The following is a 25,895-nucleotide window of genomic DNA, read 5'->3' on the forward strand; positions in this document are numbered from 1 at the left end:
CCATGCGTGATTTAATTGTTTTTGGAGAAGATTTTGGCGGACTGCCATCGAGTACTCAACATATCGTTAAGTACTTAGCAAAAGAGCGAAAAGTATTGTGGGTAAACTCAATAGGATTAAGACAGCCTCGTCTATGTTGGAAAGATGCTGCCCGCGCCATGAGTAAACTATGCGGCCTTGGAAAAGGTGGCTATCAACTCAGTACTGTAGCTGAAAAGAGCGATATCCATGTGGTTAATTTAAAAACCATCCCTGCGCCCGCTTCAACGTTTTCACGCCAGTTAGCGAAAAACTTAATGCTTAGTCAGTTAAAACCTTTGGTGGAGCGATATCAATTAGACGCTCCGTTATTATGGATATCACTCCCCACAGCAGCTGACTTGTGTGGGCATCTCGATGAATCTGCAGTTGTTTATTATTGTGGTGATGATTTCTCCTCTCTCGCTGGTGTGGATCACCATGTAGTAGCACAACACGAGCACCTATTAACGTCGCAAGCAGATTTGATCCTTGGTGCCAGTGAAAAAATCTGTCGTAAGTTTCCAGCTTGCAAGACCCATCATTTACCTCATGGTGTCGACTTAGACCTCTTTAGTCGCCCTGCATCACGTGCCAGTGATCTTCCCAACCGAGGAAAACCAGTCGCAGGCTTTTATGGCAGTTTATCGGAATGGCTGGATTACGACATGTTGGAGCAAGTATGCACTCGACGCCCTGATTGGGATTTTGTCTTTATCGGTCCATGCGAACTCAACCAAAACAAGCTTCCTAAGCGTGAAAATGTTTTCTACCTTGGTCCTAAACCTCACCACGAGCTGCCTTGTTATAGCCAACATTGGGATGTTAGCCTTTTGCCGTTTAAAGATAACCCACAGATTCGTGCTTGCAGTCCATTAAAGTTGATGGAATATCTCGCAGCGAGAACCCCTATCATCACAACGGATTTTCCTGCTCTACAGCCCTACAAACAGTATGTAAATCTAATCTCTGACAGTAATGACCTATGTGCCACGCTCACTACGGCCCAGCTTCAACCCAAATTACCGGAAAATATCGTTTCTAATGCAAGCTGGGAGTCTCGAAGTCATTTTGTGAATTGGTTGTTGGAGCTTTTATGAACGAACTTAAATTCAGAATTGTAATTTTGTTGTGTGGCGCGTGGCGACGTCGCTATCTCATTGTGTTACCGGTGTTGATTCTCCCGGTTATGGGTTTTGTGATCAGTAAATTGGTACCGACAACCTACCACGCACACACCAGTATGTTGATTCAAGAAACGGCCAAAATGAACCCGTTTCTGGAAGACTTAGCTGTATCGACCATGCTCAAAGAACGGTTAAATGCCTTAAGTACACTACTTAAAAGTCGCCATGTGTTGAAATCTGTGGCTAAAGAGCGCGGACTGATCAACGACACCATGACCCCAGCTGAAATTGAACGTGTTATCAGTCACATTTCGTCAAATCTAACCATCAGCCAATTGGGCAAAGACTTTCTCAAAATTCAACTTTCAGCACGCCACCCTGAGGGAATGAAAGAACTGTTGGAATCTGTTAGCAATCATTTTATTGAGCAGCTACTAGCACCTGAGCGTTCATCAATTCAAGATTCGCGGGATTTCCTCTCCTTTCATATCGATAAAAGAAGAAACGAATTGGATTTGGCCGAATCAGCATTGGCGGAATACCAAAACCAATACGCTTCAGTTACTCCTGAAATGCAAGGACAAACACTAACTCGACTCGCTGTATTAAAGCAAAGTCTTGCCGAGAAAGAAGCAGAGCTAGCTGGGGTTAAAAAAAGTTTAGGTTCATTAGACCAACAGTTATCCAGAACAAACCCTGTGATCGGTCGTATTGAAGATCAAATCATTGAAATACGTAGCCAACTGACGTTACTACAGGCTAAGTACACAGACCAACATAGTTCTGTTCAAGCCAAAAAGAGAGAATTAACTCGGCTTGAAGATGAAAGAGCCCTTTTAGTGAGCCAAACCCAGCCCAATATGAATACAGACCAATTATGGGATATTGCCAGCAGCAACCTTGGCAACATCAGCGAGATCCAACCACTACTGGTAACTCAGCTGCATAGTTTGCAAACCGTTCGTGGCCAATATGAATCCTTAAGTGAAGAAACCAAGAGCTTGCGTGGCATGATCGAGCAATTAGAAACGCAAACTAAAAGCTTCGGTGATAATGCAAAGCAACTCTTTCGGTTAGAGCGCGAAGTTCAGATCAAACGCCAACTCTTTGATGAATTAATTGAACGTTATGAAATGGCTCAATTGACTGGCTCACTTGGTATTTTTGAGCAGAACAAACGGGTTAAAATCATTGATCTCCCCTACACTCCCAGTGTTCCATCTAATCTGCCTGCCATCATTTTTGTGTTAGCTGGATTTGTTGGCGGCATTGCACTCGGAATTGGTTTAGCCACTTTAGCTGAATTGTTCGATACCTCTGTCCGTCGTCGAGATCAGCTTGAAGAAATAACGGGCGTTCCTGTAATTACAGTGATACCCAAGGTTTAAACATTCAATAAAACAAGGTTGCCTTTGCTAACCGAGTCACTACTCATCTTTTACGACGGTTTGTTATTACAGATTCCGACAATTCAACATAGAGCAGGTTACGCAACTAGAACACTATTGACACAAACATAAGATTGATATGTTATGTTATAACATATCAATTGCAATTCAACATAAAATGGATACTTCATTGCCCCCAATCTTATCGGCTCACCAACTATGCGCTGATAGCCCCTTAAAATGGAGAGCGATTAATAATACAACGTTTACTGTGGCTCATGGTGAATGCATTGCCGTCATTGGCCCTAACGGCAGTGGTAAATCAAGCTTACTCAAAACCATTCTTGGCGAATATCACGCAGTACAAGGTCAGCTCCAACTTAATGGCATTCCAACCGATGATCTGACGCAAAGCCAAAAGGCCAAAATGATCGCTCTGGTTGCGCAGCAGGAACATGTTGATCCTCGTTTGACGGTATTTGAATACGTTTCATTAGGCCGTGTCCCTCATACTTTTTGCTGTGGCCCTAAAGAACATGACCGAGCAGTAAAACAAGCGATTGACGATGTCGGTTTATCACATAAAAGTCACCAATGCGTAGGTGTGTTATCTGGTGGAGAACTGCAACGCGCAAACATTGCGAGAGCGTTTGCACAGGAACCTAAATTACTGCTTCTTGACGAGCCAACCAACCATCTGGATCCGTTAGCGCGGTTTGAATTGCTTGCACTCATCAAGCGTAAAGGTGTTTCTTCGATCGTTGTTTTGCATGACTTGCCTTTAGTGACCTCATTTGCAGACAAAGTACTATTGATGGCCAATCAATCAATGGTCACCTTTGCTCCACCACATCAAGTGATGAATGACCAATTCATCACGCCGACGTTTGGGCTGCGAGTCATCACACTTAATCATCCGCAAATACCCAGAGCGGTACATCATTTTGAAGCCGCCCCCTCTCACCTGAATCTTTCACCTATAGGAGTCTCATAATGAAAAACACTGTATTGCTCTCCCTTATCATCCCCTTTTCAGCTGCAAATGCTGCCAGTACGACTTATCCCATTACTATCGACAATTGCGGTACACCGTTGGTCATTGAAAAACGTCCTTCACGGGCTGTCTTTCAAGACATCAATATGACGGAGATGGCATTTGCACTAGAGCTTCAACAAGACATGATTGGAGTTAGTGGGATCTCTGGATGGTATAAGATGTCCCCTTCATTTAAGAAAACGTTGGGTGACATTCCGGAACTCTCGCCCAAATACCCATCTCTCGAAACCCTTATCGCTGCGAAACCCGATTTCTTCTTTGCTGGTTGGAATTACGGAATGAAAGTCGGTGGCGAAGTCACACCACAAAGCTTAAAGCCTTATGGCATTGATACTTTGATACTTTCCGAAAGCTGCATTCATACTAATAAGTTAAAAAATGGGGCGAGCATGGCTTTGCTTTACGATGACATTCAGAAGCTGGGGATGATCTTTGATAAGCAAGACAGAGCTGATGCGCTAGTACAGGAATGGCAAGCGCGTATTCAGGCGATTAAAGCGCAACACAACCAATCGAATAGCCCGGCCCCAAAGGTATTCTTATTTGATTCCGGCGAAGATAAACCCTTCACCGCCGGCAAGTATGCCATGCCTAATGCCATGATCCGTCAAGCAGGTGGCATCAATGTGACTGGTGATATGGAAACAAGCTGGGGTCGAACATCATGGGAACATGTGGCAAAGCAGAACCCAGATGTGATTATTTTATTGGATTATCAAACGGCACATGGCGCTGATTCACTTAAGACCTTTTTGGAACAACACCCGTTGATGAAGCACACCACGGCAGTTAAATCAGAGCGTTACGTAAAACTACGTTATGAACAGCTTACGCCCGGGCCTGCCAATATCGATGCAATAGAAACGCTTTCTAAAGCGTTTTTCCCTACAAGTGCAAAGGCAGAATAACGCTTGAGTAAGCTATCGAAATACCAATTTGCATGGTTGCTTGGGATAAGCGCCCTACTTTTTGCATTTGCATTCAGTTTAAAATGTGGCGCAGTTTCAATCTCAATAAATGAGGTCTTTGCTGGTTTACGCTCCTTTAACCAAGAAGATGCCAGCATGACCAGTCGCATACTGCTTGAACTACGCCTCCCTAGAGCACTGCTCGCCATCATTGCCGGAGCCGGGCTTGCAACCGTAGGTGCATTACTGCAAACCACGACACGTAATGATCTCGCCGATCCATTTCTATTTGGTTTATCGTCAGGCGCTTCTGTTGGTGCCGTTTTAGTTATTACTTATTTGGGAGATGCTCTGGGTGTTTGGTCGCTACCAGTAGCGGCGTTTTGTGGCGGTATTTTATCGGCATGTTCTGTACTCACCTTGTTTACGCTTCAAAAAAGACGCGGGAACAACAACCTCGTCCTGTGTGGACTAGCAATATCCTTTCTATTCGGTGCGATCACTAGTTTCTTAATCTATTCTGGCGATCAACGGGCAGCGAGTTCTATTTTGTTTTGGACTATGGGAGGCTTAGGCTTGGCCCGTTGGGAGAACCTGATCTTTGCTGCGATAGGACTGCTAAGCATCATCATACTTAGCCTAAGACGCTACAGAGAGTTGGATACCCTCTTAGTTAGTGAACAAACTACCCAATCACTCGGTATTAATGTTCATCGTTTAAGAAGTGAGGTTTTTGTATGCTGCGCATTTTGCACAGCTTGCATTGTGGCACTGACTGGTGTGATTGGGTTCATTGGCTTAATGGTTCCCCATTTGGTGAGACCTTTTTCGGGTATGACACATAAACGTGCACTACCACTGGTTGCATTATGGGGAGGTGTCATACTGTTAGTTGGCGACATTACAAGCCGCACTATTCTCGCACCACAAGAATTGCCTGTTGGGATTGTGACCGCTGCATTGGGCGGTGTATTCGTCTTGTATCTTGTTTGGAAAAAACCAATGCACTAAAAATTTCACTCATTGAAACGCCTTTGAACGGGCGTTCCTTCTCTTGCTAGCTTACCCATTTCTCAGTTTGTCTTTCAAATCCGTTCTCAAATTACGATTCACCCAAAACTTATTTTTATCCATTTGTTTTTATTGATATTTTAAATTGGCACATCCCATGCAGTAAGTCCAAAGCATCACTCAGCTATCGTCAACTGATTAAAGGGATGAAATTATGCGTATTGAGACATCTTCTGCTCCACATCCTACTACGATCCACGTTGTTCAACGTATGGCGCCAGGAGGGCTTGAAAGCCTTGCACTGGACTTACTCAATTTTTCTTCACACCCGGAACATACACTGATCATCAGTTTGGAAGGAACAAAAAATGAAGCAATTAGGCACTGGCCGAAATTAGAACAATATCGGGACCAGCTCATTTTCTTAAATAAGAAACCGGGTGTTCAGCTTTCAACGCTTTTCCAATTAAAAAATATGTTCAAAGAATTGCGTCCTCAAGTGGTGCACACTCACCATATTGGCCCACTGGTCTATGGCGGTATCGCGGCTAAATTTGCCAGCATAAAAACCAGAATACACACAGAGCACGATGGCTGGCACTTAAATAACCCCAAACATGTTCGGCTGCAAAAATGGGTATTGGCGCTAGCGAAACCGACATTAGTCGCCGATGCGTATCAAGTCTTTAATCTTCTCAATGAACAATTTCAATACCCTAAACTCACCACGATTAAAAATGGCATTGACTGCAAAAAATTTATTCCAGGTCTACGCGAAGAAGCACGCACACGATACAACCTTCCGCTTTCTCGGCCAATTATTGGCTGCGCCGGGCGGTTAGAAAAAGTTAAAGGACATGATCTCATGATCAGAGCCCTTGTTAGCATGCCACAACCTATCATGCTTGTTATCGCAGGAGTAGGCGATGAACACCATAACCTGATGCATTTAGCCGAACGACTTGGTATTAGCAACCGAGTTCGGTTTTTGGGGCTTGTTTCTGATATGCCCAGTTTCTACCACTCTCTTGATCTCTTTTGCCTCCCTTCACGTTCCGAAGGCTTTCCACTTGCGCCTTTAGAAGCACAAGCATGTGGGATTCCTACAGCAGTCACCGATGTCGGTGCCAGTTCAGAAACCTTGTGCCCCCATACTGGTGTTTTGATCCCACCTAGAAGCCCTTCTCTAATGGCCGCGATCTTGGAAGAGGCAATTGGAAGAATTCACACCGTGTCACCGCGCGATTTTGTACTAAACAACAATGAAATACGTCAAATGGTCAAAGCTTACGAAGCCATTGCTGCGGAGGATGCCGCATGATGGAAATTCTATTGATTATTATCTGCTTAGTGAGTGGTTCTCTTATCATTTACCACCATGTGGGTTATCCCATTTTGCTACGCTGGTATTCGTCCAGACATCCGAATAAAACATTCAATGATGTCTGCCGTGGTTATCGCAGTGGAAAGGTTGACCGCACGCGCCCTTCCATCACGATTCTAGTACCAGCATACAATGAAGAGCGCTGGATTGCAGATAAAATCCGTAACCTTGCATCCCTTGATTATCCCCGTAATAAACTGGATATCATTATCGCGTGTGATGGATGCAGTGATAAGACGGCTGAAATCGCGAGAAACACGATTCAGGAAGCCATTTGCTGCGATACTCATTTCGAAGTTCGTGAGTTTGAGCATAACCGAGGGAAAGTGGCGGTCATTAATGCGCAAATGCTAACAATTTCTAGTGATATAACCGCGCTGAGTGATGTTTCTGCGCTGGTCTCAATTGATGCCCTTTTGATCGCTGAACAACATTTCCATGATGAAAAAGTGGGTGTGGTAAACGGCCATTATTGCTTTATTGGCGACCAAACAACAACTGAAGCAAAATACTGGCACTATCAAAGCCAAGTCAAACAAAATGAGGCTGCTCTCGGCTCAACATTAGGCGCACATGGCGCATTCTATTTACTTCGTTCTCATCTTTTCACGCCATTGGCAGAAAATACTATTAACGATGACTTTGTCTTACCGATGGAAATCGTAAAACAAGGTTACCGCGCTGAATATGACGCACGAATGGCAGCAGTAGAACTGGAAACCACGAGTCAAGATAATGATTTTAAACGTCGTTTACGCATCTCTGCTGGCAACATGCAACAAGCAATACACCTAGCTAAGTTATTTTTGCCTAGATACCGAGGGGTTGCATTCGCGTTTTTCTCAGGTAAAGGGTTAAGGCTTATGACCCCTTATTTAATGCTGGCTTGCTTGTTCTGTTCGGTAGCCTTAATGGAGCAACCACTCTTTATGGCTGCATTAATGCTGCAAATCATTATCTATGCTACCGCGTTAGTCAGTTTTTTATTCCCCCATGTTTTCAATTATAAAGCATGCCAATTAGTTGCCTATCTAATCGCAGGTCATTACGCCAATCTTATTGGTGGATTGAGATATCTGATGGGATTTGAATCCGGTAAATGGTCACGAGTCAATCGTTAAGGAGCTTACGATGAGTGCAAACAAATCAACCCAAATATCAATCTGGCTTGCCAAAAGGTTATTTGACTTATTCGGTGCAATTTGTGGTTTATTGGTCCTATCTCCATTGCTGCCGTTCATCGCCTTTGCGATTAAAGCGAGTTCAACAGGCCCTGTATTTTATAAACAGCTTCGTGTTGGGAAATCCACTCCAGAAAAAATGATGTTTTTTGAAATCATCAAGTTCCGAACCATGTATCAGGATGCTGAGTCTCGGTCTGGTGCCGTTTGGGCAACAGAGAATGATCCTCGCATCACCCCAGTTGGCCGTTTCTTGCGTAAAACACGTTTGGATGAGATTCCCCAGCTGATTAACGTCGTAAAAGGAGAAATGTCGTTAATTGGTCCACGTCCAGAGCGCCCTGGTTTTTACCATAAATTAGAGACGGCCATCCCCTATTTTGCAGACAGAACCTATGGCGTAATGCCCGGAATCACAGGGCTTGCTCAAGTAAATCAAGGTTATGATACGTGCATAGATGATGTGCGAAGAAAGGTGGGATTTGACCACAGCTACGCATTGTCACTAAGTTCATTGAAAAGCTGGATCATGATGGATCTGGCGATAATCACTAAAACACTGATTGTTATGGTAGATGGTCGAGGTCGTTAACTTAAAACAACGGCGACCATAATGGTCGCCGTTATTATCACAGATAATTCGCTGCAAGCCATTGACCAAATGGCGTAAATAGCAAGGCATAAATTGTGACATTGAGAATGATGCCAATCCACAGTAAGGCTTTAAATGGTTGTTTCTGGGTTTTGTGCCGCGTGATATGCTGCGCAAACAAAGCACCCGGCCAACCACATAAAAATGATGACACTAACAAACGCTTTTCTGTCGTGCGCCATTCGCCTTTCTTAGCGGCCTTCTTATCCAACGCAAACAAAATGTAAGTCACAATACTCATCAACCAGTATGCACCAGCTAACCACATGTTGTTCTTGTCGAGCAAAACAGTTGCCGTAACACACAGTAAAAATATCGCAGCAAAAATCAGCTTAGATGGCATGCCCGCCAAGCCCACCATTGATGCATTAACCGCGTTTACTCTGCCTTCTTCATCTTGCTCTATATCAAACCTAACTTTATCGTTTCGTTGTGGTCTGCAGTGTGTGTTCTTGAACGCTGATGCGTGTACGAATGCTTTGAGGTTACTGTCTGACGCAGTAATAAAGCCAAAGCCTCGTTCGTCATTCCACTCTGTGATCTTACCTTTGTACATCATTTATCCCGGCAAATTTTTAGCTTAAGCCAACGTGCGCACATGATAACAACTTGTCATCAACAAATACTGCACGAATTTGAGAATTTACCGTCTGCTGACTTGGATATCGATGTGACTTATCTTTTAGTTAAATAGCTATCAAACTGAATGAGGAATCGTTCTATGTCATCTCTATCTTCATTGCTTAGCGCAAAATCTGGATGACGACAGTGATCACTCAAAATTATCCCTCTTCGCCTCAATATCATTTTTTCAACAGCGATAATGTACTCACAATGGCTCATCCATTTTGAAATATAAGGCATAAGTTGGTCGTGTAACTCTTTAGCACGAACAAAATCTCCCACAACCCAATGCTCATAAATTGCCAAATACACTTCCACAAATGAGCACCCAGGCATTACCCCCTTGCCGCCATTGTTAAGCATCTCCAACATGTACAAACCTGCATACCCGTTCATCACAACGGCATCTGGTTTAAATGAGAGTAAAGCGCGCGTGTAATCCACTGGTGGGTTACACTCAATTTTGAATACGGCGTTATCATTTCCTTCCGTAATCAAAGTCATTTGTTCAGCAGTAATTGGCACTCCGGTTTCGTTGGGTGCATATTGAACCAACACGGGAATATCGACAGCTTGCAATACTGACTGGATATGGTGGATCACTTGCTCATTGCTAGGATTGAGGAAAAATGGAGGCAATAGCATCAAAGAATCAGCGCCCATTTCTTGGTATTGCCGAGCTTGCTGTACTGCTAACGTGGTCGAATGTTGGGTCACAGAAATACAACTGTATACCGAGGTATCTGCTGTCAGGTTACAAAACACTTGAGCTAATTGATGTTTTTCCGCATCGCTTAATTTATAGAATTCACTAGCGATACCAAATAAGGTCATGCCGTGACAGCCCGTCGTAAGCAAATGTGTAACTAATTGCTTGAAGCTTGTGAGATCAACCCTACCTTCATTATCGAATGGCATTGCTACTATGGGGTTGATACCGAATATCTCATTTGCTTGGATCATTTCAACATTGCTCCTTTTGCAGCGGAAGACACGCGTTGACGATAAAGTTGTAAGAAGCCGGACGGCACCGTTTTATGGAGCGGCGTCCATTGCGATCGCCTTAATTCGATCACATCGTCATCAACCAATAGGTTGATCTCTCTCTTGTCTAGATCCAATGAAATCAAATCCCCATTTTCAACCAGTGCAATTAAGCCGCCTTCATAAGCTTCTGGAGAAATATGCCCAACAAACAAGCCACGATTCGACCCAGAAAAACGCCCGTCAGTGATCAGCGCACAACTCTCCGATAACCCCATTCCCTCAAGAAGCTTCATCGGTTTATACATTTCTGGCAGTCCAGGACCACCCGTAGTTCCTTCATATCGGATCACCACTACCGAGCCAGCTTTAATCTCATTGGCAATGATGGCGTCGATTGCTGTTTGCTCTGAATCAAATACTACTGCCTTACCAGTAAATTGATGCATGCTTTCAGGGACCGCGGCTGGTTTAGCAACAGAACCTAATAAAGACAAGTTACCACGTAACACCCCAACACCTGCTTGATGCATAAAAGGCTCTTTAAGCGACTTAATCAAATTTCGGTTCGTGGAATGCGGCACTTGCTCCAAACAGTCTGCTTTTAATCCTGAAACGGTCAGCGCATCACCATGTAATAAGGGCAGCAACTCTTTTTCTACCGCCGTAATGCCTCCTGCTTCATAAAAATCCACCATATCATACTCAGAAGCGGGATAGATCGCTGCAACAAGTGGTACTTTTCGACTCATCTCATCAAAAACCGTTAAGTCGAGTTCACCTAATCCTGCTTCATAATGAATCGCTTGCAGATGAATAATGGCATTCGTAGACCCACCAGTTGCAAGCAACGTACAAATAGCATTATGAATCGATTTTTGATTGATGATCTGACGCGCATTCAGCCCTTCATGAACCATTTCAACAATGCGTTGGCCGCTTCGATACCCAACCTCTAAGCGTTCGGGGTGAATCGCCGGAATTGTCGATGTTTGTGGCAGGGTCATTCCTAAAGATTCTGATAAGCAACACATGGTGTTTGCAGTACCGTACATTGTGCATGAGCCAATTGTCGGTTCGGCTAAATCTTCTATCTTGCGAAATTCATCTTCATCAATCTGCCCTTGTTTTTTCCAACCAATAGCTTCAGTGACAATATTGCCATCCCAATGTTTGCCTTTGTATTCTGCTGGATACATTGGTCCACCATTAGCTAAAATTGCAGGGATATCTAACCTTGCTGCCGCCATTAACATACCCGGTACAATTTTGTCGCAAGACCCAAGCAATACCATGGCATCAAAGTTATGCGCTCGAACCATAATCTCTATAGAGGCTGCGATAATTTCTCTACCAGCCAAGATATAACGCATACCAAGATGCCCTTCAGCAATACCATCGCATGGTGCGATGGTGCCAAACGTCATCGCGGTGCCACCCGCCTCTTCGATACCTCGAATAACTTCAGCACCAACCACATCAAGATTGGCATGACCTGCCGTTGCATTGGTGTAGCTATTCACCACCGCGATAATAGGCTTTCTCAACGCCTCATCACTGTGCCCCATCGACTTATATAACGCACGCTTAAGCGCTCCGTCGTCTGTTTTCAGGATTTTATTATGGTGTGTCGCACATCCCCCGCACGAACCACACGAGCCGCAATCTGCCATAATTACCACTCCGCAAATGAGCCGTCAGGATGCGTCCAATGTGGGTTTCTCCACTTTGGCTGCTCTAACGCTTTGATATGTTGTTCTCGCATAAATTCTTCATCGATATCGATACCGAGTCCCGGCCCTTCAATATTCAGGCAATACCCTTCTTCAAATGCAAAAACTTCCTTATTTTCTACATAATCAAGCACATCATTGCCCTTGTTATAGTGCATGCCGATGCTCTGCTCCTGAATAATGGCGTTTTGACAGTTCGTATCGATATGAACAGACGATGCAAGGGCAATTGCGCCAAGCGGACAATGTGGCGCTAATGCAACATCATACGCTTCAGCCATGGCAGCAATTTTCTTTAGCTCTGTGATCCCACCACAATGGCAAATATCCGGTTGAATGATATCGACACCACCTTTGTTCAACAGCTCTTTAAAATCCCAACGAGAATGCAAACGTTCCCCTGTTGCAATCGGGATCGCTCCGTATTGGGCTATTTCATGTATGCAATCGAAATGCTCTGAAAGTACGGGTTCTTCAACAAACATTGGTCGCATCGGCTCAAGTTCTTTAAGCATGATTTTCGCCATGGCTTTATGTACCCGACCATGAAAGTCGATACCAATCCCAAAGTCTTTACCCATTGCGTCTCTAAGACTCTGTACCCGCTCCAGCAAAGCATCTACTTTGCTATGATTGTCGATATAGTTGAGCTCTTCAGTACCATTCATTTTGATGGCATTAAAGCCAAGTGCTTTTCGCTCTTTTGCCATTCGAACAACATCATCTGGCCTATCTCCACCAATCCACGAGTAAGTTTGTATTTTGTCGCGACATTTACCACCAAGAAGCTGATAAACAGGAACGCCTAACTCTTTGCCTTTAATGTCCCACAGCGCCTGATCAATTCCAGACAATGCACTCATCATTACTGCGCCACCTCGGTAAAAGGTAGACCGGTGTAAATAGTTCCAGTGCAGTTCGATATCCCTTGGATCTTTGCCAATCAGATACTCCATAAGCTCATCAACACAGGTATGAACGGTGTGGGTACGCCCTTCGAGACAAGGTTCACCCCACCCAACAATACCTTCATCAGTCATTATTTTTAGAAATCCCCAGCGAGGTGCCACAATGAACTTTTCGTAACCAATAATTTTCATAAATCGAAACCTTACACAATTCTATTTAAATAACTCAGGCAAGAAGGTGATGACACCAGGCATAAAGACGAGCGCAATTTGCACCAACAACATGCTGATCAAGAAAGGAACGACAGCGCGTGTTAATTGGACCATGGAAGAGCCGGTAATCCCTTTTGCAACAAACAAATTTACCCCGACAGGTGGTGTAATTAGCGCTAACTCAGTTCCGACAATTAAGATAATGCCGAAATGGAAAGGACTGATCCCAAGCTGGACCAAAATTGGCAAAAACAGTGGTGTATAAATTAAGATTTGAGCTGCTGTTTCGATAAACAAACCGGTAAACATGATCAGCGCAACAAAGATCAACAAGATGATGGTTGGGTTGTCAGTCAATTGAAGAATCGCCTCTCCAATCATTTGCGGTATCATACTTATTGTTAAATACCGAGCAAATGCCGTCGCAAACCCCAAGATAATGATAACGCACCCCGTCGTTAGAGCCGCTCTAGATACCGTAGGTATTAAGTCAGCAATAGTCATCTCTTTATGAATAAAGAAGCTTACAATCAAAGTGTAGATAACGGTGATACAAGCGGCTTCCGTGGCCGTAAACACTCCGGAGTAAATCCCTCCTAAGATGATGACTGGCGTTAGTAGCGCCCACTTGGCTTCTAAAAAGGTCTCTTTAACTTTTGCGAGTGAAAATGCTTCATCTTGCCCTCGATACCCTCGGCGTTTAGCGATAACGTAAACCGCGACAATCAATCCTAAACCAATCATGCCCCCGGGAATAAAGCCTGCTAAGAACATATCACCAATTGAAATTTCTGCTGTGACCGCGTAAATGATCATTGGAATTGATGGCGGGATCAAAATACCTAATGACCCAGCAGAGGCCGTTAACGCCCCAGCAAAATGGCGGTTGTAGCCTTTTTCTATCATTGACGGCACCATCATGGAGCCAATGGCAGCAACGGTCGCAGGTGACGAACCTGATATTGCGGCAAAAAACATACAAGCAACAACAGTCACAATACCCAAGCCGCCAGAAGTTCGGCCGATAAGGCTGGCTGCAAAGTTAACAATGCGACCGGAAAGTCCGCCCCGCTCCATCACAAACCCTGCCATGATGAACATTGGAATCGCCAAGTAAGTAAATGAGTCGAGCGATGTGAAGGCTGTTTGCGCAATAAACGACATTGGAATGTCAGCCAAAAGCAGTGCAAACGCCGTACACATACCGATACTGATGGCAATTGGCATGCCGATAAACAGCAGCAAGCAAAATACCAACATAGAGATCAGGAAAATATCCATTAGCGGTTCTCCTTATCTTGCTTCATTTTATTTAACGCTTCTTCCGCTTCATTTAACGCATATTCATGTTCTAATTTGCCAGTTGCTCGACGATAGACGCGCTGGAGTAACCGCAAGGCCATGAGGTAAAAGGTAACGGGCACGATGGCGTAAACCCAGCCAGCTTGCCATTCAAGTGCTGGCGTTGTTTGCTCAATAGCTAGCGCATCAACGGAGATCTCTAAGCCGTAATAACCAATCCACACCATAAAAGCAGCGAACGATAAGTCGATACACGAATCGAGAATTTTTTTTCGTGTTCCCTTCACGAAACCATCAATCACTTCCACACGTACATGGGCACCTCTTATGATGGCGAGGCTCGCCGCAAAATACACCAGCGCAATAAAGACATAACGCGAGAGCTCTTCGGTCCATGACAGCGAAAAATTAAAAACGAATCGAAATAAAATCTGTAAAAAGCATAGAACAATCAAGGCAATAAAAAGGACGGTACTAATGTACTCCTCAAAATTGTCCCAGAATGATTTGTTGTTCTCATCCATATAGACACCACATTTATAAAACAGGGCCGCATTGCACGGCCCAACAATCCCGTATTTAGTTGAGTTTAGCGACTTCTTCTGTCAGCTTTTTATAGAGTTCAGGATCAATTTTGTCGGCATACTTTTGAACGACAGGCGCGACTTTTTGTAGCATTTCTGCTTTCACTTCTGGAGCCAGTGGTGTGTAAGTTAAGCCCGCCTCAATCATACTTTGCAGCGATTTCTCATCTTGTGCTTTGACCGACACACGCATGTGTTCTATCGCCATTCGCGCAGCTTCTTGCATTGTCTTTTGTTCTTTTGCAGTTAGCCCGTCATAAAACTTTTTACCAACAACAAAGACAACCCATGAGTAAACGTGTCCAGTGTCTGAAACGTATTTCTGTACCTCGTACAAGCGTTGTGAATAAATGTTGGTATAAGGGTTTTCCTGTCCGTCCACCACGCCTTGTTGCAATGATGAAAACAGCTCTGAGAATGCCATTGGTGTCGGGTTTGCACCTAACGCACGGAACGCATCAAGGTGCGCCTTGTTCTGCATAGTGCGAAGTTTTAAACCATCAAAATCTGCTAACTTTTCAATGGGGCGAGAGTTATTGGTTACATGACGAAAACCAAAGTTGCCATAACCTAAACCCACATACCCAGCTTTCGCCAATTTAGAAGACAACTCTTGACCCCAAGCACCATCGACAACTTGATTTGCAATATCTTCAGTAGGGAAAATGAACGGTAAGGTTAAAATGTTGAATTCCTTTACGATATTGCCAAGTACAGCAGGAGAAGGGAGATTCATCTGCACCGCATTGAACTTGATCTGCTCAAGCGCTTCTTGGTCATTTCCCAGCTGGTTACTTGGGTAAATAGTCACGTCAATATCAGTGTTATCTTCCAGATGTTTTTCAAATTTCTGCATCGCAGCGTATTCAAAATGGGACTCTGGAACACCGATACCAATGCGCATATTTTTGGCTTGAACTTGCATAGACATAGCCATTAAAGGAACGCTCATTAGTGCAGCAATCTTATGTAATTTCATAGGTTTACCTTTTTTGTTTCACATTATATAGACATCCAACTGTCACGGTACGCGTGTGCGCGCTTTCTAATTTGTGAGAGGTTTAACCCCTTCTTATATAAACCAGAGCCTAAGCCAAAACCATTTGCGCCCGCTTGAACATAAGCACGCATTTGCTCTGGATTTGCATCAATACCACCTGTAGGACAACAAATTACCTCAGGAGGTAATACAGACCGAATGGCCTTTAAGCCGTTCGGCTGAATCAGTTCTGCCGGGAAAAGTTTGAGCGCTGAGGCGCCACACTCTAGCGCTGTAAATGCTTCTGTAGGTGTTTGAATTCCTGAAAAGATCACGCAGTCGTGTTCTCTCGCTTTTCTGATCACATCAGGATTCATATTCGGCGTAACAATTAATTTCGCCCCTGTTTCAATGACAGGAAGCAGTTTTTCAATGCTGGTAACCGTCCCCGCACCAACCACAGCTTGGTCGCCAAACTTGTCAACGACGAGACTTATGCTTTTAAGTGCTTGCGGTGAGTTCAGTGGAATTTCGATATAACGAAAGCCAACATCCAATAACTCTTCCGTTACTGCGATCACTTCTTCAGGTTCAATCCCCCTCAAGATGGCGATAAGAGGAAGCTCATTAAACCAACTACATTGTTCCAGTTTGTTGTTATTCATTAACGCCACCGTGTAGAAAAATATGTGTCATTCCTGCTAAAAAGCATTCGTCACCATCGATAATTTCGTGCTCGAGATCCAAATGCGTCAGTGCAAGAGAATAGTGAGTTGCGAGTCGCTTTGACCCGATGAGATAAGCTTTCTCACCTGATTCTGTTTGAGAAAACTCGTGGCCAATCAATAAACCGGATAGATAGCTCTCCACATGGGTTTCATCAATTGTGCGAAACAGCCGCGAGGTTCGCGCACTAAATAGAATATGATTAAGCGGATGCTGATACCCAGTAGTGACACCAGTTACAAATGCTTCTTTGTCGAAAAGCTGTTTCGGTAACGCTCTACCCAAAATGCTGTGTTCAACTAACAATGAGTACAACTCTCCGGTCATTACGGTTGAAAAGCGGCTTAGCCTTCCATTAACACAATGAGCATGCTTACTATGGGTTCCATAAAGTACAGCAAAAAAATCACTTTTCAGTTTGTCTTGCAGGCCAACAAGTTGTACTTCTTCACCTCGCATCACATCAGCGATGCCAAATTTATTCACACATGTCACCCCGCATACAATCCCTGCGGTCCCGCCGTTTTTTAGGTCCACCAGTTCGATATCTTTCGCTAAGCTTTTCGCATCAACAGGCACAGACACATAAGGCACCTCACGCCAACCTTGTTGCGAGCCGACCATGCCAGCCATCAGTACAGGTAGCGGGCCATATTCTTCAGTCCAATGGCGAGTTAACTGCTCAAACACATCGGGATATTCTTCTGGAGTGATCGAAAGCAACCCTTTTTCAGCGCTAATTCTGTCAAGACAGTCCCCTTCCGACGTCATTAGAAATGCCCTGAAGTTTGTTGTGCCCCAATCCACGGCGATCCAGTTCATTGTTAACCTCTTTCAGATGTATTACATAAATAAGAGACTTGTAATACAAGTAATTCGTGTAAATAGCAGGTGACCTCAACATCATGGGTATACCTGCATGTGATTATTTAATGAATTCTGTACCCGATTGGCTTTTAACCGTTTTCTCTATTGCTCCTAGAACAATATCGCGCATTGTTTCTCTTGCTAGCTCAGGGTTACGCATCCTAACTGCATCCATAACACGATAATGCTGCTGCAAGGCGGGTTTGCTTAACGTGACGTTTTGTTCCAACGTTTCAGCAAACGACACTTTCATAGCTGTTGTGAGCGCATCCCCTAACGATATGAGAAATGGGTTTTGAGTGGCAAACAACAGCTGCTTATGAAAATCAATATCCCCTGAATTAATTCTTTCTCGGTCGTTATCATCTAACCCTGTCGCCATTCGGTTGTAACTTCTTTCGAGTGCAGCCAGATTTTCGCCCGTTGCCTTTAGCGCAGCTAATGCCGCAGCATTTGGTTCAACCATCAAACGAACTTCAAGCAAATATGGGATATATGTCGCTGCAGCGCGATATTCAGACACCCACCTTAGTACATCATGATCAAGCCAATTCCACTTATCTGGAGTATTAGCCACGCTACCCACTTTTGGCATTATTGTAATAAGGCCTTTACTGGCGATGGTTTGTAATGCACTTCGTATCGAAGTTCTTGATACACCAAGACTTTGCGCCAGTTCATTCTCTCCTTTAAGGTTCATCCCTGCGGGCGTATTCTCTTTTAATATGTCGTAAACAATTTTATTAACAGCCAACGTTGATTTTGAGCTTGTCATTTGTTGTATTCATCTCCTTACATCTTGTATTACATGTTAGAGCAAAAAATAACCACTTTTTGTGATCAAATTTACAAATTCCACTACTGACTGATAAATCAGTACTAAACAAAAATACCTATAAACCATCTCATTTGATTTTTCATGCTAGTAACCTCTTGTAAACATAGATAAAACTTTCATGAAAACGGTTAGTATTATTCTTCGATCAAGCTCAAATTTAGTAAAACATCTCTATTGCCGTTACCGTCTGCCATGCTAATTTCCGAATGCATTTAATTACATATAAGGAAATTTAAATGAACCGTAATGTATTAGCACTTTGTGTTGGAGCCGTGCTTTCTTGTTCAACAGCTGTCCACGCAGCGACGCTGGATTTTTCTCAACCGACTCTAAACAAAGGTTTGCCTTCTGCTTCTGGTGTTGTTGTCACTGACAATCAGATTTTTGCAGTTGGTGATGATTCTCCTTGGCTATACCAACTTGATAATGACTTCAAGATTGAGCAAAAGCAGATGATCAAGCACTACCCTGTCCGTGACAATGGTCGTATTGTGAAAAAGGTGAAACCAGATTTCGAAGCGTTAGATAACATTGAAGTTAACGGCCGCGATTCATTCGTTATGTTGGGTTCAGGCAGCAAAGAGGATGTACGTGAATGGGCTTTTGTGATCAGCCACGATGGTCTGGTTAGAACCGAACGCTCTTTAAAAGCACTTTATAAAAACTTACGTACGGCGGCTGGATATAACGCCGATCAAGAGATCAACATCGAAGGTTTAGCAACCTCTGAAGATTCTGCCTTTGTCATTAACCGCGGCAACGGTGGCTCAAATGTAATTTTCGACATTCCATTGGAAGGTTTTCAAGCTTATCTAGCAGGCCAAACAGACCAGCTGAAAGGCATCAAGGCTTACCATGTTACGCTCCCTGTCGTAAAAGGCTTTGAAGCAGGTTTATCCGGTGCTGAATATTGGGATGAAGCAGACAGTCTGCTGCTAACCGCTTCTATCGAAGCAACAGGTGATGCTTATAACGATGGTGAAATTCTTGGCAGCTTTGTGGGTAAAGTAAAACTCAGTGATCTAGATGCAAGTAAAACACTTGATTTGACTGATAATTTAATCCCGCTTCTGAAAGATAACAAACGTGTTATCACCAAAGTTGAGTCCATCGCTATTCAGAAACAAGACTCACATTCAGTAAAAGGTGTATTAGCAAGCGATAATGATGACGGAACGAGTGAGTTCTTCTCATTTAGCTTTAAAAAATAATCTACACACCAATAAGTCCACAATTATTGTGGGCTTATTTTTTAAATTTCAGAAATGAAATTAATCACACATAAACCTAATTACATATCGTTATAAGTTATTCAGCGTTCTTCTATTAATCGACCTGACATAACTAAATCACCCCCTATATACAGCGAAATTTAAGCCGCCTACACGCAAGAGAGTTTTATCAATAAAAACAACAAGTTAAGGATGCTTGGTTATTCTTTCATTCCTCACATAATATTTAAATAGAGTAAATATTCTTTAGAAATCATTTTATTCCTAATCAAATAAATAATTCATACAAATGCATTTAACTGTGTTTCATATTAAATCTAAATAAAAATGTGCGGTAGATCGACTTAATTAAAGTTTTTAATCGTGTCAATTTTCAATACTGATTCATATCAATAATGTTCATTATTCACTTCAGTAATAATAAATATATCATCAGTACATATTATAATTACGGAGTAACAATGAACCAAGTTGACGAAATGGACTACCAGGCTCGCCGCCGCAAGGCGAACGAGTTTTCAACACGATCGGAATACTTAGAGCATGAATTATCAATCTTAAAGTTAAAGCGTTGGAGTATCCATTTACCTAAACGTGACTACGGCATTGAAATAGAAGACTGGGTACCTGCGATTGCCGCAACCATTGGTAAAGTGGTTATGGTCACGGCCATGGTCGCAGCCTTTGCAGCACAATTTGGACTTTCCCCTGAGTTTGTTGCGGAAAACGTACGTTTTGAATTGCTCATTGCTGGCCTGCTTTTTGTTATCTTTTTCTCAGCAATCTTAAACCCACTCACCAACCTCGCCGGTACCCACGGCCCTATGATCCCATTGATCCCTCTTGTTGCCGCCGCTGGTGGCCATCCACTTGCCTTGGGAATCATGGTCGGTGTTTTTGGTCTCATTCTCAGCGCAACGAAAGGCGGTTCAAAACTGGTAAAGCTAACAGGTGAAGGTGTCCGTGGCGGCCTTTTAATTTACTTGGGTGCCGTGGGCCTGATTAGCCAGTTGAGCAAGTTTGAATCGTGGTCTGTTGCCTCCGGGATGGAGTCAGTCTCCTTTGTTGTTATCTCTGCGACCATTGTTATCTATGCGTACCTTGCAAAGATCGAGAAACGCTGGCTAGCGATACCGCTCTGCTCACTTGTCGCAGGTATCGTTTCTTACATGATGGGCGTGCCGTTTGAATTCACGACAGAACCAGGCTTACCCAATATGAGCCCATTCTACTGGTGGGGCGAAGACACTGGCTGGCAACTTGGATGGCCGGACTTAGAACACTACATTGCCGTTATTCCGTTCGCAATCTTAGCTGTTGCAATGTGGTCACCTGATTTCTTAGGTCACCGTGTATTCCAAGAACTGAACTACCCGAAAAGTGCAAAAGGTGCATTGATGGATGTTGATGACACCATGACTGTTTGTTCAGTTCGTCAGATCATTGGTGCAGGACTTGGTGGGGGTAACCTTGCTTCTTCGTGGGGTACTTACATGATCCCTGCTGCCATCGCAAAACGCCCTATTCCGGGCGGCGCACTATTAACCGGTGTGTTGTGTATCTTCGCTGCAGTACTTGGCTATCCTATGGACTTAGCAATGTGGGAACCAGTTTTACGTGTTGCGTTGCTCGTCGGTGTTTTCCTACCATTGCTTGAAGCTGGTATGCAAATGGTCCGTAATGCACGTAACTCGCAAAGTGCCGGTATCTGTATGTTTGCGTGTGCATTGGTAAACCCAGTATTTGGGTGGGCCATCACCATGCTACTCGATAATACGGGCCTTATTGGCAACAACGAACGCAGTGCGGCTCTATCACGTACTGACAAATTGGGCATCCCACTTGCCGCCGTTATTGTATGTGTCGGTGCACTGGCTGTGGTTGGTCAGTTGCCGGGTATCCCAGCGCTACTTTAATAAACATCAGAGCCCGCATTTTACTGCGGGCTTTCTTTTTCAATCGACTACCATAAAGCTGGATTTTGGAAAGCTTTTACGCAAGAAGGAGTGCCTTTAATCAATTCCAATCCATTATCGGTAAGTAAATTGGCTTGCCATCCATGAGGATAAGCTAACTTATAAGGTGCTGGATATGCCTCTTCGCTGACAGGTAGAAAGCCAGATTTAGAATAGAAACTAGGATCACCATAAGTAAATATCAGCTTAACTCCCATTTCTTTCATCTGAGTTAAACCAAATTGGATTAATCCTTGTCCTACTCCTTTACCTTGATATTCCGTTAGAACGGCAACGGGAGCCATCAAGAAAGGTTTCTCTCCATTTTCATATTCAAGCTGCGTAAATAAAATAGACGCTACAATTTTATCTTCTTCTTTCGCAATGCACGCTAGCAATTCGCTTTTGGCTGTTGTTGTTATCAAATCTAACGCTAATTGACCAATAAGTTTACCTTCACCTTCGCCTTCAGAATCTGAAAACGTTGAAGTAAATAACGTTTTAATTTCTTCTGCATCATGCAGATCGCCTATTAAAAAACGCATTATTCCTTTCCTATTCACTTTTATATTCTTGGTAAGCATACCCGATAATTCTTACCATCATCCTGTGCAGCTCCCGTAAGAATTGATGGTAAGACAATAGTTAGGCAAAAGGAAAGCTTGTTAATTTTATGAGGAGATAATTCCTAATGATTTACAAATGTCCAATTATAGACTAAATTAACAATTAACTCCCAAATAGGATTCAAATATGAGCCTTGCACAAGATACCGGTTACAACCCTAAAGCTGTCGCAATGGTCGGCTTTAAAACAGCGGACAATATTCTTGCATCTTGGGGGTGTAGCGCACAACAAAGCCAAAATATTCTTAAGTTATCTAAATCGTCTTACCATAAATTTAAGGCGAACCCAGAAACAACAAAACTTAGCGATGATCAGCTTGAGCGAGTGAGTTATATTTTGAACATTCATCAAGCCTTACGAATTGTGTTCAGCAATCCTGCCAACGTCGATGGTTTTATGACGATGAAGAACCACAACGACTTTTTCGCAGGCAGAACGCCGCTCGAAATTATTACCAGTGGCAAGTTTGCTGATCTCTATGAAGTAGCACGTCGTATCGATGCTTTGCGAGGTGGTTTGTGGGGTTAAAAAATAAAAAAAGTACGCTGACAAGTCATCGATTGGTGAATACCAAATACCCACCAATCGATTTATTTGAATCCGTGGCTAACCCAGAAGACTTTGAAATACTCTACGCAATTCAAGCCTTAACGAACCCAAGATTACGAGACGAAGTTGGCGATATTGCGTTGATTGATCCTAACGACATTCCTTACCAGTGCGAACGTGGCAGAAGCTATGCGGTGGGTCCATTTACCCATATCAATCCAAACGGTGGACGATTTAATGATGGCTTTTTTGGTGCGTTATATGTCGCCGATACAGAACAAACCGCGGTTCAGGAAGTAAAACACCATCAACAAAAATACTGGGCAAATGTTGAAGGGCTTGCCTATGACCGTTTTTTGTTCAGGAGCTTAGTTGTCACTCATTGCCCTAACCCAGTGCATCTGGTTCAACCTAATGACAAAAGTATTTTAGACCCCAACCATTACAGCGCCTCACAACAGTTAGCAAAAGATCTAAAGAAAGATGGCTTTCAAGCGGTGCAATACCCGTCTGTTCGTCATCAAGGTGGTATGTGCTGGGCTTTATTTACACCAAAACCCGTACAAGATGTCATTCAAGGTCATCTCGTCGAAATGATATGGAATGGCGAACAAATTGCTGAAATCAACGAAGTAAAAAACATCGAAAGCTGATCTTTTACCCGTTGGCTTCAGCTAAGGGGACAACGTCTAATGGAACCGTAATAATAAAGCGAGCGCCAACTGTATTCTCATCACAACACTCGATTTTTCCATGCAATAGTTGGGATACCGTGTTGTAGATGATGTTTGCGCCTAGTCCTGTCCCCCCAATCCCCCGCTTTGTCGTGACAAACGGCTCAAACACCCTTCCCTTAACATCTTCAGGGATCCCTTTACCCGTGTCTCGATAGTCAATGATTAAGTCTGCATCGTGTTTATAGATATTGATCAATATACGTCGTTCTTTGTCCCAATTTTCAAAGCCGTGGTTCAAGCTGTTGCTCACCATGTTAGTGAAAATCTGAATATAGGCACTTGGGTAACTTTCAATCGCAAGCTTGTCATCACACTTAACTTCAACTTCAGCATAATGTTTACTTAGCTCATGTGACAGCGAAAGCATGAGCTTATCAAGGTGCTCTTTTATGAAAAACTTGCTGATGGAGCGATCGCTTTGGTCTACCGCCACTTGTTTAAAACTTGAAACCAGTAGTGCTGACTTTTGTAAATTAGAAACAAGCAACTCAACCGATTTAGAAATGTTGCTCATCGATTCAGTAAATGTCGATTCCTGTAATTCCCCGGCTTCATAGTTTCTTAAGATCTGTTCTACTTCTGAAGAGACAAATGAGCTCGATGTTATGCAGATACCAAGCGGCGTATTTATCTCATGAGCAACGCCTGTCACCAAAGCCCCAAGCGAAGCCATTTTTTCACTTTCGATCATACTGGCTTGTGTCGCTTTCAATTCAAGTAAGGTGTCTTCAAGCTTTTGGGTTCGTTCTTTGACCATCACCTCAAGGTCTTCTTTAAACCGTGTTTCTTGCTCTAGCAATACCTGTTTGTCATCTAGGGCTCGCGCCAATTGCTTTTGTGACTCCACAACAATCGCATAAGATGAAGACAGCTCTAAACACATTCTGTTGACTGTTGCGATCATGAAGTCTATTTCATCATCATTTGTAGCCGTTCTTTTGATGATCATCGGCGGGTTATTTTGTTGAAACTGGAATTCTTTTAGGTACTTACGCATTTCGTTTAATGGCTGTGTCACCAACGAATTAACCAAGTAGATGATGAAGCCCGCTACAATGAAGGTTTTCAGCCCATTGGACAATAAAATCAACAACGCTTTATCAATCAAGTTGTTGTAAATCAACCATAAATCGGACTGAACAATAAGCTTACCTATGGTGATGTATTTTTGGTCAATGTATGCATGCTTTAATGATAATGATTGTTGAAGGATATGCTCTTCTTGCTTAACACCCAGTTCCCAATTCTCACCACTAGAACTTTCAATACGCACATAACTGATGTCAGGGATGCTAATAATGCCATTGATTTGAGATTCAATTAGGTCACTATTTAGCACCCATAAACTTGTTTCTAATGCGTCTTTATAAGAAGTAAAGATATATTTCTGGCTGACCTGAATGCTTTCTTTGGCCACCACATAATCTGAGTACAGCTGAAACGCCGTGATGAATATGGTGACAAACGAACTGAACATGACAATTCTGATCGTTAACCGGCTATTGATCGACTGAGAACTCATCATCTCTTTGACTTCCCAAAATCACGGCAGATTTAGCGGTATTTATCCAGCAACATAGTTAATGTGCCGTCTTGCCACATTTCATCGAGATTTTGCTTGATCAATTGGATGTATTTTTGATCACGACCGACAACATAAATGGTGTTTTTAAGTGGGAAAATTTCATGGAATACAAGCCCTTCCATGTTTTTTACCCCAGCACGGCGCGCGTAGTAATACGCCATACTTCTATCTAACAAAATTACCTGAGTTCTATCTTTCATCAACATATCGAACTGTGCTTGCTGATTTTCGATCTCTTTATACCCTTCCCAGTCCGATAACTCTTGATTATAAAACGTCGTGAAAGGCTCCTTGAGATGTTGCTTTGCGTTGTTGAAACCAACAATATATTTTCCTTTTAAATCAGAAACATTTTCGATCTTTAATTGACTCGAGACTTTAGAGACAGCGACATTATCAAACTCAAAAACCTTACCGTAGGAATAGTCAACTCGGAAAGTTAACGGTGTTCCAATAAAAATGTCCAATTCACTAAAGGTATTTAACGGATCTTGATCAAATTGCTTGCTTGGGAATTTATAGTTAGATATTTCATACCCTGATCGCCCCAAAGCTTCACCAACGATATCGACAAGGATGCCGGAATCACCAATCACAAACGGTGGGATACCCACCACAAATCCAACATTGACCACCTTTTCATTGGCGTGTGTAGTGCTTGTAAAAAGCAGCGCAAAAAACACCATGGCACTGAGTAAGATTCTCCGGAACATAGAACTCCCCTTA

Annotated in this window: 25 protein-coding genes; 12 read left to right on the forward strand and 13 right to left on the reverse strand. The window is 43.2% G+C overall.

All coding sequences use genetic code 11. From position 1 onward, the window contains the following. The first annotated feature begins 2 nt into the window (after window positions 1–2). The 8 genes from ACQEXU_RS13645 to ACQEXU_RS13680 all read left to right on the forward strand — a co-directional run bounded on the left by ACQEXU_RS13645 (window position 3) and on the right by ACQEXU_RS13680 (window position 8,666). Window positions 3–1,118, forward strand: coding sequence for a glycosyltransferase (locus ACQEXU_RS13645; RefSeq protein ID WP_427011230.1), 1,116 nt, complete (start codon window positions 3–5; stop codon window positions 1,116–1,118). Continuing rightward, entirely contained in the window at window positions 1,115–2,533 is a 1,419-nt protein-coding gene (locus ACQEXU_RS13650; RefSeq protein ID WP_427011231.1) for a GumC family protein, read from the forward strand. The genes ACQEXU_RS13645 and ACQEXU_RS13650 overlap by 4 nt, the downstream gene beginning before the upstream one ends. A 178-nt stretch (window positions 2,534–2,711) precedes the next feature. After that, window positions 2,712–3,527 carry an ABC transporter ATP-binding protein gene (locus ACQEXU_RS13655; protein ID WP_427011232.1) on the forward strand — a complete coding sequence of 272 codons (816 nt, stop codon included), beginning with the start codon at window positions 2,712–2,714 and terminating at the stop codon, window positions 3,525–3,527. Next, window positions 3,527–4,498: an ABC transporter substrate-binding protein gene (locus tag ACQEXU_RS13660; RefSeq protein WP_427011233.1), complete on the forward strand. Its 972-nt coding sequence runs from the start codon at window positions 3,527–3,529 to the stop codon at window positions 4,496–4,498. Before ACQEXU_RS13655 ends, ACQEXU_RS13660 begins: the two co-directional genes overlap by 1 nt. A gap of 3 nt (window positions 4,499–4,501) precedes the next feature. Continuing rightward, window positions 4,502–5,509 (forward strand): FecCD family ABC transporter permease, encoded by a 1,008-nt coding sequence (locus ACQEXU_RS13665; protein ID WP_427011234.1) that lies wholly within the window; start codon window positions 4,502–4,504, stop codon window positions 5,507–5,509. Window positions 5,510–5,723: 214 nt separating this feature from the next. After that, complete coding sequence (locus tag ACQEXU_RS13670) at window positions 5,724–6,830, forward strand: glycosyltransferase (RefSeq protein ID WP_427011235.1); 1,107 nt, start codon at window positions 5,724–5,726, stop codon at window positions 6,828–6,830. Continuing rightward, window positions 6,827–8,014: a glycosyltransferase family 2 protein gene (locus ACQEXU_RS13675; protein WP_427011236.1), complete on the forward strand. Its 1,188-nt coding sequence runs from the start codon at window positions 6,827–6,829 to the stop codon at window positions 8,012–8,014. Before ACQEXU_RS13670 ends, ACQEXU_RS13675 begins: the two co-directional genes overlap by 4 nt. 10 nt (window positions 8,015–8,024) lie before the next feature. After that, a complete protein-coding gene (locus ACQEXU_RS13680) occupies window positions 8,025–8,666 on the forward strand; it encodes a sugar transferase (RefSeq protein ID WP_427011237.1) in 642 nt (213 codons plus the stop codon). Window positions 8,667–8,703: 37 nt separating this feature from the next. Here ACQEXU_RS13680 and ACQEXU_RS13685 read toward each other — a convergent pair whose 3' ends face one another. The 10 genes from ACQEXU_RS13685 to ACQEXU_RS13730 form a co-directional block, all read right to left on the reverse strand. After that, window positions 8,704–9,282: a DUF1294 domain-containing protein gene (locus tag ACQEXU_RS13685; protein ID WP_427011238.1), complete on the reverse strand. Its 579-nt coding sequence runs from the start codon at window positions 9,280–9,282 to the stop codon at window positions 8,704–8,706. 119 nt (window positions 9,283–9,401) lie between these two features. Continuing rightward, on the reverse strand, window positions 9,402–10,313 hold the full coding sequence (locus ACQEXU_RS13690; RefSeq protein ID WP_427011239.1) for a dihydrodipicolinate synthase family protein: 912 nt from the start codon (window positions 10,311–10,313) through the stop codon (window positions 9,402–9,404). Further along, window positions 10,310–12,007, reverse strand: coding sequence for a dihydroxy-acid dehydratase (locus tag ACQEXU_RS13695; protein ID WP_427011240.1), 1,698 nt, complete (start codon window positions 12,005–12,007; stop codon window positions 10,310–10,312). The genes ACQEXU_RS13690 and ACQEXU_RS13695 overlap by 4 nt, the downstream gene beginning before the upstream one ends. Before the next feature lie 2 nt (window positions 12,008–12,009). Continuing rightward, window positions 12,010–13,167 carry a galactonate dehydratase gene (dgoD, locus tag ACQEXU_RS13700; protein WP_367989064.1) on the reverse strand — a complete coding sequence of 386 codons (1,158 nt, stop codon included), beginning with the start codon at window positions 13,165–13,167 and terminating at the stop codon, window positions 12,010–12,012. Between the two features lie 21 nt (window positions 13,168–13,188). Beyond that, window positions 13,189–14,469, reverse strand: coding sequence for a TRAP transporter large permease (locus ACQEXU_RS13705; protein ID WP_427011241.1), 1,281 nt, complete (start codon window positions 14,467–14,469; stop codon window positions 13,189–13,191). Next, window positions 14,469–15,014: a TRAP transporter small permease gene (locus ACQEXU_RS13710; protein WP_367989062.1), complete on the reverse strand. Its 546-nt coding sequence runs from the start codon at window positions 15,012–15,014 to the stop codon at window positions 14,469–14,471. Before ACQEXU_RS13710 ends, ACQEXU_RS13705 begins: the two co-directional genes overlap by 1 nt. Before the next feature lie 55 nt (window positions 15,015–15,069). Beyond that, a complete protein-coding gene (locus ACQEXU_RS13715) occupies window positions 15,070–16,053 on the reverse strand; it encodes a TRAP transporter substrate-binding protein (protein WP_427011242.1) in 984 nt (327 codons plus the stop codon). Between the two features lie 23 nt (window positions 16,054–16,076). After that, complete coding sequence (locus ACQEXU_RS13720; RefSeq protein WP_427011243.1) at window positions 16,077–16,718, reverse strand: 2-dehydro-3-deoxy-6-phosphogalactonate aldolase; 642 nt, start codon at window positions 16,716–16,718, stop codon at window positions 16,077–16,079. Beyond that, entirely contained in the window at window positions 16,711–17,601 is an 891-nt protein-coding gene (locus ACQEXU_RS13725) for a 2-dehydro-3-deoxygalactonokinase (RefSeq protein ID WP_427011244.1), read from the reverse strand. Before ACQEXU_RS13725 ends, ACQEXU_RS13720 begins: the two co-directional genes overlap by 8 nt. Before the next feature lie 103 nt (window positions 17,602–17,704). Next, window positions 17,705–18,421 carry a FadR/GntR family transcriptional regulator gene (locus ACQEXU_RS13730; RefSeq protein ID WP_367989058.1) on the reverse strand — a complete coding sequence of 239 codons (717 nt, stop codon included), beginning with the start codon at window positions 18,419–18,421 and terminating at the stop codon, window positions 17,705–17,707. Window positions 18,422–18,720: 299 nt separating this feature from the next. On the opposite strand from ACQEXU_RS13730, the gene ACQEXU_RS13735 reads away from it, so the two are divergent. Further along, window positions 18,721–19,695: a DUF6929 family protein gene (locus ACQEXU_RS13735; RefSeq protein ID WP_427011245.1), complete on the forward strand. Its 975-nt coding sequence runs from the start codon at window positions 18,721–18,723 to the stop codon at window positions 19,693–19,695. 482 nt (window positions 19,696–20,177) lie between these two features. Further along, entirely contained in the window at window positions 20,178–21,632 is a 1,455-nt protein-coding gene (locus tag ACQEXU_RS13740; protein ID WP_367989056.1) for a DUF3360 family protein, read from the forward strand. A 47-nt stretch (window positions 21,633–21,679) separates the two neighbouring features. Here ACQEXU_RS13740 and ACQEXU_RS13745 read toward each other — a convergent pair whose 3' ends face one another. Continuing rightward, on the reverse strand, window positions 21,680–22,255 hold the full coding sequence (locus ACQEXU_RS13745; RefSeq protein ID WP_427011246.1) for a GNAT family N-acetyltransferase: 576 nt from the start codon (window positions 22,253–22,255) through the stop codon (window positions 21,680–21,682). 169 nt (window positions 22,256–22,424) lie between these two features. On the opposite strand from ACQEXU_RS13745, the gene ACQEXU_RS13750 reads away from it, so the two are divergent. Next, window positions 22,425–22,826, forward strand: coding sequence for an MbcA/ParS/Xre antitoxin family protein (locus ACQEXU_RS13750; protein ID WP_427011247.1), 402 nt, complete (start codon window positions 22,425–22,427; stop codon window positions 22,824–22,826). After that, complete coding sequence (locus ACQEXU_RS13755; protein WP_427011248.1) at window positions 22,817–23,500, forward strand: RES family NAD+ phosphorylase; 684 nt, start codon at window positions 22,817–22,819, stop codon at window positions 23,498–23,500. The genes ACQEXU_RS13750 and ACQEXU_RS13755 overlap by 10 nt, the downstream gene beginning before the upstream one ends. Before the next feature lie 4 nt (window positions 23,501–23,504). On the opposite strand, the gene ACQEXU_RS13760 is transcribed toward ACQEXU_RS13755, so the two are convergent. Next, complete coding sequence (locus ACQEXU_RS13760) at window positions 23,505–25,061, reverse strand: ATP-binding protein (protein WP_427011249.1); 1,557 nt, start codon at window positions 25,059–25,061, stop codon at window positions 23,505–23,507. A gap of 77 nt (window positions 25,062–25,138) precedes the next feature. Further along, window positions 25,139–25,882 (reverse strand): substrate-binding periplasmic protein, encoded by a 744-nt coding sequence (locus tag ACQEXU_RS13765; protein WP_427011250.1) that lies wholly within the window; start codon window positions 25,880–25,882, stop codon window positions 25,139–25,141. Between the last annotated feature and the right edge of the window lie 13 nt (window positions 25,883–25,895).

Source organism: Vibrio sp. TRT 21S02, assembly GCF_050113675.1.
Lineage (GTDB): Bacteria > Pseudomonadota > Gammaproteobacteria > Enterobacterales > Vibrionaceae > Vibrio.